This window comes from Roseateles sp. (assembly GCF_965229315.1).
Taxonomy (GTDB): Bacteria; Pseudomonadota; Gammaproteobacteria; order Burkholderiales; family Burkholderiaceae_C; genus Pelomonas.
The window spans coordinates 766,581-782,600 of sequence record NZ_CBDDJA010000001.1 but is presented as its reverse complement, the minus strand read 5'-3'; the positions used below and the strand labels follow the sequence as shown (position 1 = coordinate 782,600).

13 protein-coding genes and 1 pseudogene are annotated in these 16,020 nt (G+C 67.6%); 8 read left to right on the top strand and 6 right to left on the bottom strand.

Annotated features, from left to right (window positions below):
- The first annotated feature begins 20 nt into the window (after window positions 1-20).
- The 5 genes from ACO07H_RS03660 to ACO07H_RS03640 all read left to right on the top strand — a co-directional run bounded on the left by ACO07H_RS03660 (window position 21) and on the right by ACO07H_RS03640 (window position 4,639).
- On the top strand, window positions 21-2,132 hold the full coding sequence (locus ACO07H_RS03660) for an ATP-binding protein (protein ID WP_422011218.1): 2,112 nt from the start codon (window positions 21-23) through the stop codon (window positions 2,130-2,132).
- The gene (locus tag ACO07H_RS03655; protein WP_422011216.1) at window positions 2,110-2,751 is read left to right on the top strand and encodes a response regulator; all 642 of its coding nucleotides are present in this window, start codon (window positions 2,110-2,112) and stop codon (window positions 2,749-2,751) included. The genes ACO07H_RS03660 and ACO07H_RS03655 overlap by 23 nt, the downstream gene beginning before the upstream one ends.
- A 164-nt stretch (window positions 2,752-2,915) precedes the next feature.
- The gene (locus ACO07H_RS03650; RefSeq protein WP_422011214.1) at window positions 2,916-3,266 is read left to right on the top strand and encodes a PRC-barrel domain-containing protein; all 351 of its coding nucleotides are present in this window, start codon (window positions 2,916-2,918) and stop codon (window positions 3,264-3,266) included.
- Window positions 3,267-3,372: 106 nt separating this feature from the next.
- A complete protein-coding gene (locus ACO07H_RS03645) occupies window positions 3,373-3,555 on the top strand; it encodes a hypothetical protein (protein ID WP_422011212.1) in 183 nt (60 codons plus the stop codon).
- Between the two features lie 118 nt (window positions 3,556-3,673).
- Window positions 3,674-4,639, top strand: coding sequence for an SGNH/GDSL hydrolase family protein (locus tag ACO07H_RS03640; RefSeq protein ID WP_422011210.1), 966 nt, complete (start codon window positions 3,674-3,676; stop codon window positions 4,637-4,639).
- Here ACO07H_RS03640 and ACO07H_RS03635 read toward each other — a convergent pair whose 3' ends face one another.
- Window positions 4,640-5,629, bottom strand: coding sequence for a hypothetical protein (locus ACO07H_RS03635; RefSeq protein ID WP_422011208.1), 990 nt, complete (start codon window positions 5,627-5,629; stop codon window positions 4,640-4,642).
- 310 nt (window positions 5,630-5,939) lie between these two features.
- Between ACO07H_RS03635 and ACO07H_RS03630 the strand changes: the two genes are divergently transcribed.
- Genes ACO07H_RS03630 through ACO07H_RS03620 form a run of 3 tightly spaced genes read left to right on the top strand, consistent with a single transcriptional unit; the run spans window position 5,940 to window position 8,624 of the window.
- Entirely contained in the window at window positions 5,940-6,062 is a 123-nt protein-coding gene (locus ACO07H_RS03630) for a rubrivinodin family lasso peptide (RefSeq protein ID WP_422011206.1), read from the top strand.
- Between the two features lie 56 nt (window positions 6,063-6,118).
- On the top strand, window positions 6,119-6,844 hold the full coding sequence (locus ACO07H_RS03625) for a lasso peptide biosynthesis B2 protein (protein ID WP_422011204.1): 726 nt from the start codon (window positions 6,119-6,121) through the stop codon (window positions 6,842-6,844).
- A gap of 16 nt (window positions 6,845-6,860) precedes the next feature.
- Window positions 6,861-8,624 (top strand): asparagine synthase-related protein, encoded by a 1,764-nt coding sequence (locus ACO07H_RS03620; RefSeq protein ID WP_422011202.1) that lies wholly within the window; start codon window positions 6,861-6,863, stop codon window positions 8,622-8,624.
- A 798-nt stretch (window positions 8,625-9,422) separates the two neighbouring features.
- Here ACO07H_RS03620 and ACO07H_RS03615 read toward each other — a convergent pair.
- The 5 genes and pseudogenes from ACO07H_RS03615 to gyrB all read right to left on the bottom strand — a co-directional run.
- A pseudogene (locus tag ACO07H_RS03615) lies at window positions 9,423-11,408 on the bottom strand (type I restriction endonuclease subunit R); the annotation flags it as partial.
- A 352-nt stretch (window positions 11,409-11,760) separates the two neighbouring features.
- Window positions 11,761-12,588 carry a restriction endonuclease gene (locus tag ACO07H_RS03610; protein ID WP_422011200.1) on the bottom strand — a complete coding sequence of 276 codons (828 nt, stop codon included), beginning with the start codon at window positions 12,586-12,588 and terminating at the stop codon, window positions 11,761-11,763.
- 142 nt (window positions 12,589-12,730) lie between these two features.
- Complete coding sequence (locus ACO07H_RS03605) at window positions 12,731-13,060, bottom strand: DUF86 domain-containing protein (protein WP_422011198.1); 330 nt, start codon at window positions 13,058-13,060, stop codon at window positions 12,731-12,733.
- Entirely contained in the window at window positions 13,050-13,370 is a 321-nt protein-coding gene (locus tag ACO07H_RS03600) for a nucleotidyltransferase family protein (RefSeq protein WP_422011196.1), read from the bottom strand. The genes ACO07H_RS03605 and ACO07H_RS03600 overlap by 11 nt, the downstream gene beginning before the upstream one ends.
- A gap of 32 nt (window positions 13,371-13,402) precedes the next feature.
- Entirely contained in the window at window positions 13,403-15,952 is a 2,550-nt protein-coding gene (gene gyrB / locus ACO07H_RS03595) for a DNA topoisomerase (ATP-hydrolyzing) subunit B (protein WP_422011194.1), read from the bottom strand.
- Between the last annotated feature and the right edge of the window lie 68 nt (window positions 15,953-16,020).

The window sequence follows — 16,020 nt, the reverse complement described above, 5'->3', positions numbered from 1 at the left end:
GCGTCGGCGACAGTTGCGGCATGGCCGCCCCGTCACCGCCCCGTCGCCTGGCCGCGCGCCCCGCGTGGCGCTTCGCGCTGCTGCCGGCGCTCGCGGTGGCGGTGCTGACCTGCGTGCTGCTGGCCTTGCAGCACCGCTTGCTGGGCCAGGAGCTGGTCGAGCGCAGCCTGGTGCGCAACCAGCAGCGCGCCGACGTGCTGGGCCTGCAGCTGCAGCTGGCGCTGCGCGACGCGGTCAGCCAGGTGCGCATCCTGGCCCGCTCGCCGCTGCTGCGGCCGGGCGCGCCGCTGTCGCGCGCGCGTGCGGAGCTGGACCATCTCGTGGCGCGTTCGCCGCGCTTCGTCTGGGTGGGGCTGGTCACGCCGGACGGCCAGGTGCTGGCCGGCAGCCGCGGCTGGCTGGAGGGCGGGTCGCTTGCCGAGCGGCCGGTGTTCAGGCGCGGCATCGACGGCATGGTGGGCGACCTGCACGAGGCCGTGCTGCTGGCGCCGCTGATGGCCAGGCTCCCGGGCGGCGCCAGCGAACTCATCGACATCGGCGAGCCGGTGCTGAACGACGCGGGCGAGGTGGTCGCCGTCGTCACCGCGCACCTGGGCCTGGGCTGGGTGCGCGAGCAGCTCGCGCTGGGCCTGGGCGAGCCGGACGCGGCCGCCGCGCAAGGGCTGCGCGGCCTTGTCGTGACCGAGCCCGGCACCCGCAGCGTCGTGCCCGGCACCACGCTGCCCGCCGACCTGCCGGCCGCCGGCGCGCCCGCGCAGGCCTGGGCGTCCGACCAGCAATCCGGCGCGCAGCGCTGGCTGGTGGCGCAGTCGGCCTTGCGCGGCATCAGTGGCGGCGAGGCGCCCATCCTGCCGTGGCGCGCCATCGTGCTGCAGAGCGAGGATGCCGCGCTGGCGCCGCTGCGTGCGCTGACGCGCACCATGCTGTGGGCGGGCGTCGCCACGGCGCTGGTGCTGGCCGCCGCCGGCTACTGGGCCGCGCGCCGGCTGCTGACGCCCCGGGCCCCACGCTTCGATGCCGACCTGACCCGCGGCAGCGCGCCCGCGCAGGTGCGAGTGACCGAGCGGGCCGCGCCCGCCGCGACGGCCAGCGGCCTGGGCACGCTGGCCGACGCGGCACTGGACACCCTGCTGGCCACGCTGGACGCCGACGGCCGCGTGCTGGCGTGGAGCGGCGGCGCGCAGGCCCTCAGCGGCCACCCGCCCGCCGACGCCGTGGGCCGCCGGCTCGACGAGCTGCTGCCCGGCGCCCAGCACGCCGCCGCATGGCTGCGCCAGGCCCAGGTGGAGGGCCGCTGCGAGATCGCGCTGCAAGGCCCTGAGCGCCGCTTCGAGGGCGCGATCTACGCCCTCGGCCCGGCGCCCGGCGCGGCGCGCTTCGGCCTCATGCTGCGCGACGTCAGCGCGCGCGCCGCGCAGGCCCGGCTGATGGCGTCGGCGCGCGACGAGATCGCGCAGCTCAACCACCGCCTGCTGGAGCAGGAGAAGCAGACCAGCCGCAAGCTCGCGCGGTCGCTGCACGACGAGCTGGGCCAGACGCTGGCCGCGCTGCGCCTGCACTGGGAGGCCTACCGCAGCGCCGCGGGCGAGCAGCGCGACCGGCTCAGCGAGCGCATCGCCGACCTTGTCGCGCAGGCCAACCGCCAGGTGCGCAGCGTGTTGGCCGAGCTGCGCCCGCCGCTGCTGGACGAGCTGGGCCTGGCCGCCGCCATCGACAACGAGATCCGCCAGCACGACGCTGCCGCCAGCGGCGTGCAGGTGACGCTGCTGGCCAGCGAGGAGGCGCAGCTGCAGCGCTGGCCGGCCGACATCGAATACGCCGTCTTCATGGTGGCGCGCGAGGCACTGCACAACGCGCTGCACCATGCCAACGCCCGGCAGATCACCGTGCGGCTGGAAGGCGACGAGGGGCTGCTGGAGATGCGCGTGGAGGACGACGGCGACGGCTTCACGCCGCTGGCCGAGACCGCGCCCGGCCAGCCCGCGCAACTGGGCCTGGTGGGCATGCGCGAACGGGCGCTGGCCGTGGGCGCGGAGCTGCAGATTGACGGTGGCCCCGGGCGTGGCACCATGGTCGTCCTGACCTGGGAATCCGCCGAGGCGCTCGACGATGAGCCGCATCTATTTGGTTGACGACCACGCCATCATGCGTGATGGCCTGCGCGTCGTGCTCGAAACCGCCGGCCACGAGGTCGTCGGCGAGGCCGCCGGCCCCACGCCCGCGCTGGCCGACCTGGGCCGGCTGATGCCCGACGTGGTGCTGCTGGACCTGCGGCTGGGCCAGCGCTCGGGCTTCGAGCTGCTGGACGAGCTGCGCCGACGCGGCCTGGACCTGCGCGTCATCGTGCTGACCATGTCCGACCAGCCCCGCCACGTCGCCGAGGCGCTGCGCCTGGGCGCGTGCGGCTACCTGCTGAAGGGCTCGGCCAGCTCCGAGGTGCTGCAGGCCGTGGCCACCGTGGCCGCTGGCGGACGCTTCCTGAGCCCGCAGGCCGCCGAGTTCGCCGCCACCCTGCTGACCGAGGGCAGCGCGCCGCCCGACGGCGAGGCGCTCTCGCCGCGCGAGCGGCAGATCCTGCTGATGGTGGCCCAGGGCGCCACCAGCCAGGCCATCGGCCAGGCGCTGCACCTGAGCCCCAAGTCCGTGGACACCTACCGCAGCCGCCTCATGAAGAAGCTGGGGCTGGGCGACATCCCGGCCCTCGTGAAATGGGCGCTGCGAGAAGGCCTCATCAGCCTGGACGAGGCCTGAAACCGGGACACGCCGCGGGCCGTGCCCGGAGGGCGTCGGTCCGCTCCTACAGCGGTTACCTACCCAGCCCGACGACGCCGGCACCCCGGCGCGCGCACATTGAGTACACGCGGTCCGCCCCGGCAGCCGTCACTCGTGTTCCACCCCCTTTCAGGAGTTCCATCATGGCCAGCGTCAGCCCCACCATTTCCTCGTCCAAGGTCGAAGGCACTAAGGTGTTCAGCCCCAGCGGCGACAAGCTCGGTTCCATCGACGACCTCGTCATCGACAAGCGCAGCGGCCAGGTCCGCTACGCCGCGCTGGAGTTCGGCGGCTTCCTCGGCATGGGCACCGACCGCTACCCGCTGCCCTGGGACCAGCTGCACTACGACACCACCAAGGACGGCTACGTCGTCAACGTCGACAAGGCGCAGCTGGAGCGCGCGCCGCGCTACGCGGCCGACGAAGCGCCCGCCTACAACGACGAGTACGGCCGCAAGGTCTACGACTACTACGGCTCCACCTGGTGGATGTAAGCCCGGCTGCTGAACGCACCCGACCACCCCTCGCACCGCCGAGGGGGCCTGCGCGGCGCCCGCTTCACCGCTGGCGCCGCGTTCGTTTCTGACGCAGGAGGCTGCCATGCCCGACCCCACACGCATCCATTCGCCCACGCCGCCGGCCACGACGACGCCACCGGCCGCCGACCCGGGCAAGGACCGGCAGAACCCCGCGCGACAAGTGCAGGAGGGCGGCTTCGACGACTCCGCGGCCGGCGAGGAAGACCCCGGCGCGGGCGTGGACACGCTCACGCCCAAGCAGTGAGCCCCTGAGCGCGCGCGGCAGACCGAGCCGGCGTCGCGCCGGGCCCCTGGCTTCCCCTCTTGTCAGCGCAGGGGCCGGTGCTAGTGTCAGCTCCGCAAAAAAACCCAATGGAGACGACATGACCCACCCCATCCGCCGCACCGTGGCTGGCGCCGCACTGGCCGCGCTCACCGCCCTGTTCGCCGGCCCGGCCGCCGCCGACGGCTTCAGCACCGCCTACTTCTTCGGCGACAGCCTGTCGGACACCGGCAACATCTTCACGCTCACCGGCGGCACGCAGCCGGTGGCGCCCTACTACCCCGGGCGCTACTCCAACGGCCCCGTCTGGACCGAGTACCTGGCCGCAGGCATCGGCCACGCCGAAGCCTCCAAGGCCGTGCTGCAGGGCGGCAACAACTTCGCCTACGGCGGCGCGCTCACCGGCGGCGGCAGCATCCCCAGCGTGCTCAGCCAGGTGACCAGCTTCGTCAACCGCCCCGGCGCCGCCGACCCCAACGCGCTGTACGTCGTCGTCGCTGGCGGCAACGACATGCGCGCCGCGCGCAGCGGCAACCCCGCCAACATCGGCGCGGCCGCCGTCACGGCCACCAACAACCTCAAGACCGCGCTGGGCCTGCTGGCCGCCGAAGGCGCCAAGAACGTGCTCGTGGCCAACCTGCCCGACCTCGGCTGGACGCCGGAAGCCGTGGCGCTGGGCCTCACGGGCGTGTCCACCCAGGCCAGCAACGCCTTCAATGAACTGATGGGCGGCGTCGTCAGCTACGGCCAGGGCCTCGGCCTGACGATGAGCTTCTTCGACCTCGCCGGCCTGAGCGCCGCCGTGCACAACGACGCGCTCAACAACGGCGGCGCCACCTACGGCATCACCAACGTCACCACGCCCTGCGGCGCGTTCAGCGGCTCCGTGGGCATCTCGTGCAGCGTCTCCCAGTTCTCCGACGCGCTGCACCCGTCGGCGCTGTCGCACCAGTTCATGGGCGCCGCGGCGCTCGCGGCGGTGCCGGAGCCGGCCACCTACGGGTTGATGGCGCTGGGGCTGGGTGTGGTGGGGTTCATGGCGAGGCGGCGCCGGGCCGCGGCTTGATCACTGGATCGGCCCGGCAAGCGCGACGGCTTCTTGGACGATCTGATCCATCGGCAGCGAGAGGATCGTTCGGTCGGCTGGCCGCGCCCCGCAGGCCGACATCTGTTCACTGAGCGTGGCTTTCGCCCGCCCGAAGTGGCGGGCGACAAACACGGCGGAGCACAGGTCGCACGCCACCGCCAAGCTTGCAACGAGCGCTCTGGCCCGTGCACCCATGGCACCACGTCGGGTCGAGACAGGCTTTCCGTCATGCAGCCCCAACCTGACGGCGACCCAGTGTTCCAACAGCCTAAGCGCGCCATCGATTCCCGCTGACCCACTCGCGGCCACAAGCGCTGCTGCGGCGCCCTTCACGTCACACGACGTGTTACCCCATGGCCCGCAGGCGCCTGCGGCGCGCGTGAGCGAGTGGTTCAGTTCCCACTCTCGAACCTCGATGGCCGAGGGCCGCCGCGACAGGCGCATCCGGATCTGCACTCGCGCCTCGTGCTTCGAGGCGCCAAAAAGCCCCCACAACGGAAGAACGTCGAAGCCGTCCTTCGCACTCAGCCCCACCGTCGCCCGGAAGGCGGAATGGCTGTAATGCGAGGCGGTTCGGCACAGACCCAACGCGACCGGACGCCAAGTCAGGAAACGCACATCGTCCCGAAGTGCTTCGATGCCATCAACGCGATGCGCCAGGTATCGACCGGCAAACACCGGACCGCGTTCGCCGTGAGCGCGGCGAACCCACCGGGCGATGACGTTGGCGACCTCCCAGGCAATGTCGCGGGGCGACTCACCCTCCGGCAGTGCCGACAGCAAGTGAATTTCAGAGGGTGTCAGCAGGTAGAAGAAAAGCTCGCGGCCTCGCTGGCGGTGAGCTTGCAGCAGGCGTGCCCGCATGCGGGCAACGGTCGGAGGATCGGCCAGCAAGTCGCGCCCCATCGCCGCCTGCCAGCAAATGTGCCAGGTCGTCGAGGCCGTCGGGTGGAGCGCCGAGAGATCCATGATCTCTATGACGTTTCTCGCGCATGGAAGCACACCCCACAAATCACACAACTGACTGCGCGTTCGGTTCACACGCTTCAATGCAGGCGACCGAACAGACACAACACGTCTCCAAGCAAAAAAGTTTCAGGGCGCAGAGGCTTCTCGCGCAGCAACGGCGCGGACTTCGGGTTCGACAGCGAGACCGAACGCAGTACGGTCGATCGAGATATCCATTGCCCGCGTTCAGCCTCAACTTCTACCTTTGGCGCGCCTGAAGCCAGACGGCCAAGGGCGATCCCGACCTCAACTCAACCTGAAGGAGAACGTCATGAACGAAGCACCGCAACTGGAAATCGTCGACCTGGGCGACGCGAAGGAAGAGACCAAGGGCCTGAAGGAAGGTCCCCGGGCCGAGGACGATGTGTTCCTGCCCCGGCGCCTGATTGACTGAGCCATCAGCGCGGCGTGCAGCCGACAGGTTGCACGCCTTCCGCACAAAGGCCGCCCATGCGCGCAACGACCGCCTCCAACCCGACGTATCGGCTTGCGGACCATGTCAGGGCGTGCCGAGTCGGCGATCAGATCGTGATGCTGGATCTGAAGAACAGCCGATACATCGGGCTCGGCGGACGAATGTTGTCGGCCTGGTTCCCTGGGATCGACGCAGGATCCATGAAGATCGGGAATCCCTCCTCGCTCCTGGCCAGCGAGTCGTCCGAGCAGGTGGCACGCCTGGTCAGCCAAGGGCTGCTGGTCAATGCGCCCGAAACCATCCACGCGCGCGCCGCCCTCGGCGAGCCGCTCTACAGCCTGAATGCCGAGGATGAGCCTGGACGCGCGGGTCTTGAATGGCGTCACGTTTTCAGCGTGTGGGTCAGCGCCGCCATTGCTGCTGGCTGGCTGCGACATCGAAGCCTGGCCGACATCGCCGATCGCGTTGCCTGCTCAAGGCGCGGGACACCCACGAGCGGCGATGAAGTCACAGAGCCCCTGCGCGAGGCCGTCGCAGCCTATGTGCGCGCGCGCCCGTTTGGCCTGACTGCCCACGACAGGTGCCTGCACGACTCGTTGACCTTGATCCGCTTCCTTGCCGCGAGGCGCTTGTTCCCGCAATGGGCGATCGGTGTCCGCACCCATCCGTTCAGTGCCCATTCATGGGTCCAGTGCGGCAGCGTCGTTCTGAACGACACGCACGAGAACGTGCGGCGCTATCAGCCCCTCCTGGTCGTGTGAGCGAGCAGCGAAGACCATGTTCCGCTACATCGGCATCAGTTGGGTTCCCGCCGCCCTGGACCAGGCGCGCGCTGCCGAACGGATGAGCCAACGGCTCTGCGCAGCGAGCGGCTGGCGGCCGGTGCTGAGGCTTCCTGGACTGCACGTCTTCACGACAGGACATCAGCCCGGCGTCAACGACGTCTATCGGTTGCCATCGAGCCAGGTTGTCATCCTCGGGCGTCTCTTTCGCCGGGACCAGGCCGATCCAGACGTGGCCGGTGACATCACACTCACCACAGCCGAGGGCGACGCCATCGTCCGCACGTCCGGGCAGACACTCGTAGAGCTTTTCTGGGGCCGCTACATCGCGGTTCTCCCTTCCTGCCTCGGAGAGAGCCGAGTCCTGCGCGACCCGATGGGCACGCTGCCCTGCTACCGGATGGAACTGCAGGGCTTCAGCGTCGTCTTCTCCTGGCTGGACGATGTACTCGAATTCGCCGACGAGCCTCCCGGCCTCGATGTGAGCTGGGATGCCATCGCTGCGAAATTGCTGCTGGGACAGCTCGGCGGCAGAGACACAGCGCTGCACCGAGTGACCGAAGTACTGCCCGGCGAACTCGCCCCCCTTGGCCCGCTTGCCGGCAGTCCTTCAATCCTTTGGAGCGCGGCCGACGTGGCTCGCCGCCCCATCGAGTGCGACACGCAAAGCGCAGTCGGCCTCCTGCGCCGTGCCGTCACGACATGCGCGCAAAGCTGGGCGTCCTGCTACGGGAACATCCTGCTCCGGCTGTCGGGCGGGGTGGATTCCGCCATCCTGTTGAGCAGCCTGTGCCCGACCCTCCCGCCGAGCCGCGTCACCTGCATCAACTACCACTCGTCCGGCTCGGACAGCGACGAGCGCCCTTATGCCCGCCTCGCTGCGCAACGTGCGGGTACGAAGCTCCTGGAGCAGGAGCGGGACGGCATGTTCCGTCTTGACGCGGTGCTCGATGTCGCTCGTACCCCGGCGCCGGGCAGCTACGTCGGCCGCATGGGCACCGGCCGCCTGGACTGCGAAGCTGCGACCGCCTGCGGCGCGAGCGCGATGTTCACCGGCTCCGGCGGTGACCAGGTGTTCTATGAGCTGCGCTGCACCTGGCCGGCCGCGGACTATCTGACGCTGCACGGCTTCGGCATGGGCTTCTGGGCGGCAACGCTCGATGCCGCGCGCCTGGGCCGCGTCTCGTTCTGGAAGGCGGCGTGGCGCGCGATGGGTGACCGATCATTCCGTGGCGACCCGATGGCCGGTGCCGGCCGCTATGTGACGCTTGCCAACCAGGACACGGTCCACCGTGCCAGACAACAAGGCCTGCGGTTCGTGCATCCGGAACTGATCAGCGCCACCGATCTGCCGATTGGCAAGTACCACCATTTGGCAGAACTGGTCAGCCCTTCCGAGTACTTCGACCCCTACCTGCGCGAGGCGTCGCCCGAAGTGGTGACGCCACTGCGATCACAGCCTTTGGTCGAGCTTTGTCTGGCCATGCCCACCTACGCACTGACACGCGGCGGCAGGGGTCGGGCACTGGCCCGCCAAGCCTTCTCAAACGACATCCCTCCCGAGATTGCCAACCGACGGTCGAAAGGCAGCATCGACGAACACATCGCGGTGGTGCCCTGCCAGAGCCTGTCCGTCCTTTCCTGGCCGGCCATCGGCAGCGCGTCGTCCGGCGCGTCCACCACGGTCTGCTCCTTCGCGTCATCCAGGCGCCACGCCACCATGCGCCGCGCCTTGAAGGCCATCGGCCCCGAGAAGTAGCGCAGCGGATCGACTCGCATCCCAGGCCCATGCTCCTTCACGACCTCGTCCAGCATCGGGTACTGCCGCGCCCACGCCTGCGTGCGCTCGGGCTCGTAGCGCGGCAGCAGCGCCCAGCGGCCATCGGGCGAGATGCTGACCTGCGGGCGCGCGCCGTTGCCTTCCACGAACGGCTCGCCCAATGCGCGCGGCGGCTGCGCCGCACCGATGTCTGCGACGAAGAAGCGGTACTTCCGGATCTGCGCGCCCAGCAGTTGCTGCCCGAACTTCACGCTCCAGAACGACTGATTACCCACCACCAGGCTGCGCGCACCGTCCTTCAGGGGCGGGTTGGGCACCTGCACCGCATAGACGAGCCGGCGCATGTCCTTCGACGCCGCGAACGACACGATGAGAAGGGTCTCGCGCGTCAGCTGCACCAGCGCTCGCGTCGGCAGGTCCAGCCGGTAGACCTGGAACGCGGCGCCCTTCAACCGCGCCAGGAAAACCAGGCTGCGGTCGTCCCACCACCGCACATCCTGCACGGCCGGAAACGCCGCGTTGCCGTCGTCACCGACATCGGCGGCCAGCACCGTCTCAGGCGCCGCCACGCGGTGCTCCGACAACCGGTCCGGCGCCACATGCAGCAGCTGGATTTCGTACCGGTTCCTGTCGCTGGCCACGTCGGCCTTGCGTGTGACGATGAAAGCCCGCGTGCCGTCCGGCGACACCTGTTGCCGCAGCGCCTCGGCGCTGTGGTTGTAGGGCTGAATGATCCGCTTGAACTCGACGACCTCGCGGACTGTCGGGCCTGCGGGTGTCCACCACGATGGTGATGTCGATCTTCTTGGCGTGGGGGAAGTCGGCGTTGGGCCACTGCTGGTCTTTGATGCGCTTTTGAACGTCCTGGTAGTAGAGGTCGAACTCGCCAATGCTGTGATTGCTGCCGTAGCGGGCGTTGTAGTCGGCCAGGATGGCTTTGAGGGCATCCTTCTTCCGGTCGGGCTCGACTTCGTTGTCGGCTTTTTCCTGCGGCAGGTCTTCCTGGATCTGCCTCACATCGGCATTGCCTTCGGCCGGGGGTGAGAACACGCAGGCGATGTTCAGTGGCTGGAAGCCGGGGTCGGCGGCCTTCCTGGCCTTTTGCAGTTCTTCGAAAAGGCCGTAGTACTCGATGGCGTCGTTGATGCTGGCGGTGGCCAGCACGGCGTTGAAGCGGCGCCCGGCCGTGGCCGTGTCGTGCTTGGCCAGGATGGCTTCGATCACGGCCCGCTTGGCCAGGGCTTCGCCGGGCTTGGGCGGGGGAGCCTTGGCGTTTTGGCCTTCGGGCTTGTAGTAGTCCACGTGGAAGCGCAGCACATTGGTGTCTTCAATCGCGTGGGTGATGGTGTAGGCGTGCAGCTGCTTCTGGAACAGGTCTTCCGTGGTCTTGAACTGCCCTTCGTCGCCTTCGAACTGCTTGGCGGTGGCGTTCTTCTCAAAGATGGGCGTGCCGGTGAAGCCGAACAGCTGGGCCTTGGGGAAGAAGGCTTTGATGGCCTCGTGGTTGTCGCCGAACTGCGAGCGGTGGCATTCGTCGAAGATGAAGACGATGCGCTTGTTGCTCAGCGGCTCCAACTGCTCCTTGTAGGTCTTGAGGTCGTTCTTCTTGCGTTGCTGGTTCCGCTTGCTGTTTTCGTCCAGTGCCAGGCCCAGCTTCTGGATGGTGGTGACGATGACCTTGTCGGCGTAGTCGTCTGACAGCAGCCGGCGCACCAGCGCCCCGGTGTTGGTGTTCTCCTCGACGCAGCCTTCCTGGAAGCGGTTGAACTCCTCGCGGGTCTGGCGGTCGAGGTCTTTGCGGTCCACGACAAATAGGCATTTTTCGATGTCGGCGTTGTCCTTGAGCAGCGTGGAGGCCTTGAAGGACGTGAGGGTCTTGCCGCTGCCGGTGGTGTGCCAGATGTAGCCGTTGCCGCAGTTGTCGTGGATGCAGTCCACGATGGCTTTGACGGCATACACCTGGTACGGCCGCATCATCAGCAGCTTCTGCTCGCTGGCCACCAGCACCATGTAGCGGCTGATGGCTTCACCGAGCGTGCACTTGGCCAGGAAGGTCTCGGCAAAGCTGTCGAGGTGGGTGATCTTTTTGTTCTTCTCGTCGGCGAACTGGTAGATGGGCAGGAAGCGTTCGTCGGCGTTGAAGGCGAAGTGCCGTGGGTTGTTGTTGGCGAAGTACCAGGTATCGGTGCGGTTGCTGACGATGAACAGTTGCACGAAGCACAGCAGCGTCCTGCTGTAGCCGTTGCCCGGGTCGTTCTTGTAGTCAACGATCTGCTCCATCGCCCGGCGCGGGCTGATGCCCAGCGTCTTCAGCTCGACCTGCACACAGGGCACACCGTTGATGAGGATGAGAACGTCGTACCGGTGGTGGCTGTAATCGGTGTTGATGCGCAGTTGGTTGACGACCTCAAAGCTGTTCTTGCACCAGTCCTTGATGTTGACCAGCGTGTAGTTCAGCGGCGTGCCGTCGTCACGGGTGAAGGCGTTGCGCTCGCGCAGGGTGCGAGCGGCGGCGAACACATCGGGGGTGACGATTTCTTCTTTGAGCCGCTTGAATTCGGCATCGGACAGGTGCACCCGGTTCAGGGCTTCGAACTTTTCACGAAAGTTGCGCTCCAGCGCGGCGAGATCGCGAATGTCGTCGCGGTACTCGTACTTGAGGCTCTGGAGCTTGCCGATGAAGCCGTACTCGATCTGCTCCTCCTTGGCGCGAAGGCTTGGCCGGGCGGAAAGCGGGTCGTAGGTTTGCTTGGGTGAGGACATGGGTCAGCGGTTGAACGCAATCGACGAAGGAGGCAGCTGCTCAAGCTAGTCGACTGGCGAGAACTGTTGCGATTCTGACGGGGGACCTGGTTGCCGGTAGTCAGGCCGGGTGGCCGCGCTGCAGTCGCATCCCCTGGCCACGGTTGCTCAAGCATGCGTCTGACGCCGATCCGCACAACGGCCAGGATTGTGGCGCTGGAAGGTCACCCGGCGAACATGGGTTTCCTCAGCACCGCGCAAGCTAAGGCTGCCTGAACTTCGCTGCGTTTTGCAGCACGCCACGCAGCTGCAAAACGTCGCTCTGATGGCAACAATCGCCGCCCAATGAGCAACGATCCGTCCCTGATGCGCCCTATACGTCGCGCGTGCCACGGCAACTGGGAAACGCTGAGCAGCCCCAGAAACGGTTGCCCACCTGCGCACCACGTTTTGCAGAGCGCAGCGTCATCCCTTTCCCGCACAGCGGGCACGACGGCTCGGCGCGAGGGGGCGCTGAAGCCGGGGATGACACGCTTCCCGCCGCGAGCAAACCCTTCAATCGCTCGCCGGCGATCAGCTGGACATTTCGCCCTTGTGCAAACCGAATGGCCTCGTCAGTGAACCGGCCGGACGTGACGACGAAGCCAGCCGCCGCGCCCCGGGCGGCCATGGCGCCGTACAATTCCCGCACGACCGCAACGCCAACTCGCTGCGCGCGCCATTGCTTGCATTGCACGAGGTGCAGCTCGGTGTCGCGGCGCAGCTCCAGGTCCACGCCGCCATCCGGCCCGGCCTGGCCGGTTTCGCTGACCTGATAGCCCTGCCGGCGAAAGCCTTCGCCCACCAGTTGCTCGAACTGCTGCCAGCTCATGCCGTTGAGCGCATCGGCGGACGGGTTGGCCGTGGTGCGTTCGAGCAGCTGAGTGCGGCTGCGCCTCTTGATCGCTGAAACGATGGCGCCGATCAGGCACAGCAAGGGCAGCAGGTATTGCCCATAGAAGGCGAGCGTCCGCCACATCATCTGAGTGAGCATGGCGCCCATCTGGCCTGGCTGTGTCGCCTGCGGAACCGGGCGCGACACGTAGGCATGCAGTGCGAGATAGAAGCCCGCGGCCAAAAGCACGCCAGCCCACCACGGCAGCTTCGACACGAGGTCCATGATGTCCTCGGCCACGCTGCTGCGATTGCGTCGTCTCGCCATGTCGTCCCTCCCTTGCCGCCCCGCTTCAAGTCGCCAGCCTCTTTCGGGCTGATCTGTGCTTTTGCTGGCGGGAGCATAACGAGCGGATTGCTCGCTTCCACCATGGGAAAGACACTGAGGCGCGGCAGCGCGCCCTCGCGGGTCAGAGCGCTTCGAGTTCCGCGAGCAGTTGTTGAAGCGGCCCCGCAACAACGCCCCAGACGATGGCGTCATCGATGTCGGCGTAGCCGTGCGCCAACTGGTTGCGCAGCGCGACGGCCTGGTTCAGATCGGCGACACGGGAGGCCAGGTTGGCGTCCAACTGGCGCAGCCGCCCGAGGGCTTCGCCAAGGATCAGGAATTGGCGTTCGACAGCCGAGCGCAGCAACTCGTCGTTCAGGTAGTCGTCAAGGGATTTGCCGGCGGTGAAGCGCAGCGCCCGCGAGGCGGCTTCCTTGGCGTCCCAGATGTACTTGCGCAGGTCAGGCGCCATAGACCGGCTGCCGCTCAGCGCTCACCCGCTGCTTGAAGTACGGGTTGCGGATCGCGCGTTCCACGACCAGATCGACCGGCCGGGCGAACAGTTGCTGCAAACCGTCCTTCAACTCGAAGAACGCTTCGGCGTAGCGCACGGGCGGCAGCTCTTCAAACACGACGAGAAAGTCGAGGTCGCTGGACAGGGCGTCGAAGTCGTCACGAACGGCAGAGCCGAAGAGGTCCAGCCGCTTCGCATGCGTGCGCTTGCAGAGCGCTGCGAGCGCGGCACTGCGGTCTGTGATGAGGCGGGGCAGCGCGTAAGCCATGCTCGCATTGGAACCGCCGCTGCCGCGCCCCGTCAAACGTCGATGTTCCCAGCCCGCAGCGCGTTGCTTTCGATGAACTCGCGCCGCGGCTCCACCTCGTCGCCCATCAGCATCGTGAAGACCTTGTCCGCCTCGATGGCGTCGTCGATCTGCACGCGCAGCAGGCGGCGCACGGTGGGGTCCATGGTCGTTTCCCAGAGCTGCTCGGGGTTCATCTCGCCCAGGCCCTTGTAGCGCTGGCGGCCGACGGCGCTTTCGGCTTGCTGCATGAGCCAGGCCATGGCGGCGCGGAAGTCGTCGACCTTGCTTTCCTTGGCCTTCTCGCCCTCGCCCTTGCGCACGATGGCGCCGGCCTGGATGAGGCCCTGGAAGCTGAGGCCCGCGTCGGCCAGCACGGCGTAGTCCGCGCCGTGCACGAAGTCGGCGTGGATGACGCTGGCGCGCACGTTTCCGTGGTGGGTGCGGGCGATCTTCAGGAAGAACTTGTCGGTGCGCGGGTCGGTCTCGACGGTCACCAGCGCGTCGTGCAGCAGGCCCTTGAGGCTCGCGGCGCTGGCCTCGGCCTCTTCCTGGGTGTCGAGCTTGAGGGCCAGGCCGTTGGCCAGGATGTGCAGGGCCTCGATGTCCATCCAGTTGGACAGGCGGGCGATGACGGACTGCGCGGCCACGTACTTGCGGGCCAGCACGTCCAGCGTGTCGCCCTTGAGCGTGTTGCCGGTGCCGGTGTCCAGGCTCGCGTCCTGCAGCGCGACCTTGAGCAGGAAGGCGTCCAGTTCGGGCGCGTCCTTCAGGTATTGCTCGTGCTTGCCGACCTTGACCTTGTAGAGCGGCGGCTGCGCGATGTAGATGTGGCCGCGCTCGCAGAGCTCGGGCATCTGGCGGTAGAAGAAGGTCAGCAGCAGCGTGCGGATGTGGGCACCGTCCACGTCCGCGTCGGTCATGATGATGATGCGGTGGTAGCGGAGCTTGTCGGGGTTGAAGTCGTCGCTGCCGGCGCCGCGGCCGATGCCGGTGCCCAGGGCCGTGATCAGCGTGATGATTTCGTTGCTGGTCAGCAGCTTTTCATAACGCGCCTTCTCGACGTTCAGGATCTTGCCGCGCAGCGGCAGGATGGCCTGGAACTTGCGGTCGCGGCCTTGCTTGGCGGAGCCGCCGGCGGAGTCGCCCTCGACGATGTAGATCTCGCACTGGGCGGGGTCTTTTTCCTGGCAGTCGGCCAGCTTCCCCGGCAGGCCCAGGCCGTCGAGCACGCCCTTGCGGCGCGTCATCTCGCGGGCCTTGCGGGCCGCCTCGCGGGCGCGGGCGGCGTCCAGGATCTTGCCGCAGATGATCTTGGCGTCGATGGGGTTCTCGAGCAGGTAGTCGGTCAGCAGGCGGGAGACGATGTCTTCCACCGGGCCGCGCACTTCCGAGGACACGAGCTTGTCCTTGGTCTGCGAGCTGAACTTGGGCTCGGGCACCTTGACCGAGACGACGCAGGCCAGGCCTTCGCGCATGTCGTCGCCGGCGACCTCGACCTTGGCCTTCTTGGCCAGCTCGTTGTCGTCGATGTACTTGTTGATGACGCGGGTCATCGCGGCGCGCAGGCCGGTGAGGTGGGTGCCGCCGTCGCGCTGCGGGATGTTGTTGGTGAAGCAGAGGACGTTCTCGTTGAAGCCGTCGTTCCACTGCATCGCCACCTCGACGCCGATGTTGGTCTGCTGGTCGCTCATCTTGTCGCCGATGGCGTGGAAGATGTTCGGGTGCAGCGTGGTCTTGCCCTTGTTGATGAACTCGACGAAGCCCTTCACGCCGCCGGCGTAGGCGAAGTTGTCTTCCTTGTTGTTGCGCTCGTCGACGAGGCGGATCTTGACGCCGTTGTTCAGGAACGAGAGTTCGCGCAGGCGCTTGGCGAGGATGTCGTAGTGGAAGTCGTTGTTCTGCTGGAAGATTTCCGTGTCGGGCAGGAAGTGGACTTCGGTGCCGCGCTTGTCGGTGTCGCCGATGATCTTCATCGGCCGGGTCTCGAAGCCGTTGACCACGACGCTTTCGCCGTCCTGCGGCACGCCCTTGGCGAACTCCAGGAAGTGCACCTTGCCGTTCTGGCGCACGGTCAGGCGCAGGAACTTGGACAGGCCGTTCACGCAGCTCACACCCACGCCGTGCAGGCCGCCGGACACTTTGTACGAGTTCTGGTTGAACTTGCCGCCGGCGTGCAGCTCGGTCAGCGCGATCTCGGCCGCCGAGCGCTTGGGCTCGTGCTTGTCGTCCATCTTGACGCCGGTGGGGATGCCGCGGCCGTTGTCGATGACGGAGATGGAGTTGTCGGTGTGGATGGTGACGACGATGTCGTCGCAGTGGCCGGCCAGCGCCTCGTCGATGGAGTTGTCCACCACTTCGAAGACGAGGTGGTGCAGGCCGGTGCCGTCGGACGTGTCGCCGATGTACATGCCGGGGCGCTTGCGCACGGCCTCCAGGCCTTCCAGGATCTGGATGGAGTTGGCGTCGTACACCGCACCCGACCTGGCCTCGGCCGCTGCGGCCGCCTGCTGGTTGGCGTTCAGGCCATCAGGATGGTCGGGGCTGCTGGAAACATCACTCATGGGGCACTCTCAAGGCCGCGGAGCGGCCCTCAAACTCAAACTAGAGCCCCCCGCTCGGCGGGGGGCTG

Coding starts and splice junctions, on each gene's coding strand:
- ACO07H_RS03660 (WP_422011218.1), top strand. CDS start 21: ATGGCCGCCCCGTCACCGCCCCGTCGCCTGGCCGCGCGCCCCGCGTGG.
- ACO07H_RS03655 (WP_422011216.1), top strand. CDS start 2,110: ATGAGCCGCATCTATTTGGTTGACGACCACGCCATCATGCGTGATGGC.
- ACO07H_RS03650 (WP_422011214.1), top strand. CDS start 2,916: ATGGCCAGCGTCAGCCCCACCATTTCCTCGTCCAAGGTCGAAGGCACT.
- ACO07H_RS03645 (WP_422011212.1), top strand. CDS start 3,373: ATGCCCGACCCCACACGCATCCATTCGCCCACGCCGCCGGCCACGACG.
- ACO07H_RS03640 (WP_422011210.1), top strand. CDS start 3,674: ATGACCCACCCCATCCGCCGCACCGTGGCTGGCGCCGCACTGGCCGCG.
- ACO07H_RS03635 (WP_422011208.1), bottom strand. CDS start 5,629: ATGGATCTCTCGGCGCTCCACCCGACGGCCTCGACGACCTGGCACATT.
- ACO07H_RS03630 (WP_422011206.1), top strand. CDS start 5,940: ATGAACGAAGCACCGCAACTGGAAATCGTCGACCTGGGCGACGCGAAG.
- ACO07H_RS03625 (WP_422011204.1), top strand. CDS start 6,119: ATGCGCGCAACGACCGCCTCCAACCCGACGTATCGGCTTGCGGACCAT.
- ACO07H_RS03620 (WP_422011202.1), top strand. CDS start 6,861: ATGTTCCGCTACATCGGCATCAGTTGGGTTCCCGCCGCCCTGGACCAG.
- ACO07H_RS03610 (WP_422011200.1), bottom strand. CDS start 12,588: ATGGCGAGACGACGCAATCGCAGCAGCGTGGCCGAGGACATCATGGAC.
- ACO07H_RS03605 (WP_422011198.1), bottom strand. CDS start 13,060: ATGGCGCCTGACCTGCGCAAGTACATCTGGGACGCCAAGGAAGCCGCC.
- ACO07H_RS03600 (WP_422011196.1), bottom strand. CDS start 13,370: ATGGCTTACGCGCTGCCCCGCCTCATCACAGACCGCAGTGCCGCGCTC.
- gyrB (WP_422011194.1), bottom strand. CDS start 15,952: ATGAGTGATGTTTCCAGCAGCCCCGACCATCCTGATGGCCTGAACGCC.